A 527-nucleotide genomic window follows, 5' to 3' on the forward strand; every position below is an offset into this window, starting at 1 on the left:
GGCCGTGGCGCGGGCCCGGCTGCGGCGCACGGGACCGGTCGCCGTCCTCACCTGGCGGCGGCACCGGGGGCCGAGGCGGCGCCGGACAGTCCGCGTCCACGGCGTCCTCCGTCGGCGCCATGCCGACGAAACCATCCCGGTCGGAACCGTGCCGGTCGGAACCATCCCGGTCGGAACCATCCCGGTCGGAACCATCCCGGTCGGAACCATCCCGGTCGGAACCGTGCCGGTCGGAGCCGTGCCGGTCACGATCATCCGGCGTCCGGTCGGGGAGGTCGAGCAGCAGCCCAGGGCTCGCCGCCGACGCTTCGGGCCGGGATGCCCCCGATCGTTCGCCCACCAGATGGGCCAGATCCGACCGACGGCCATCCCTGCGGACGGTGTCCGCGCCGGACCGCTCCGGGCCGGCAGGACCTGTCACAGCGGGGCTCGCGGCCGGCTGGGTTGGCGCCTCCCGGCCGACGCTGCGCGAACCTTCCGCGGCCCGGCCGGTGGGCGCCGGACCAGTGGACGCCGGACCGCGGACC

General features: G+C 76.7%; 1 pseudogene. It reads right to left on the reverse strand.

Annotated elements, in window-relative coordinates:
* Positions 1-340, reverse strand: a pseudogene (locus MXD58_RS24840) (hypothetical protein); the annotation flags it as partial.
* Positions 341-527: the final 187 nt, after the last annotated feature.

The organism is Frankia sp. AgKG'84/4, assembly GCF_023242965.2.
GTDB lineage: Bacteria > Actinomycetota > Actinomycetes > Frankiales > Frankiaceae > Frankia.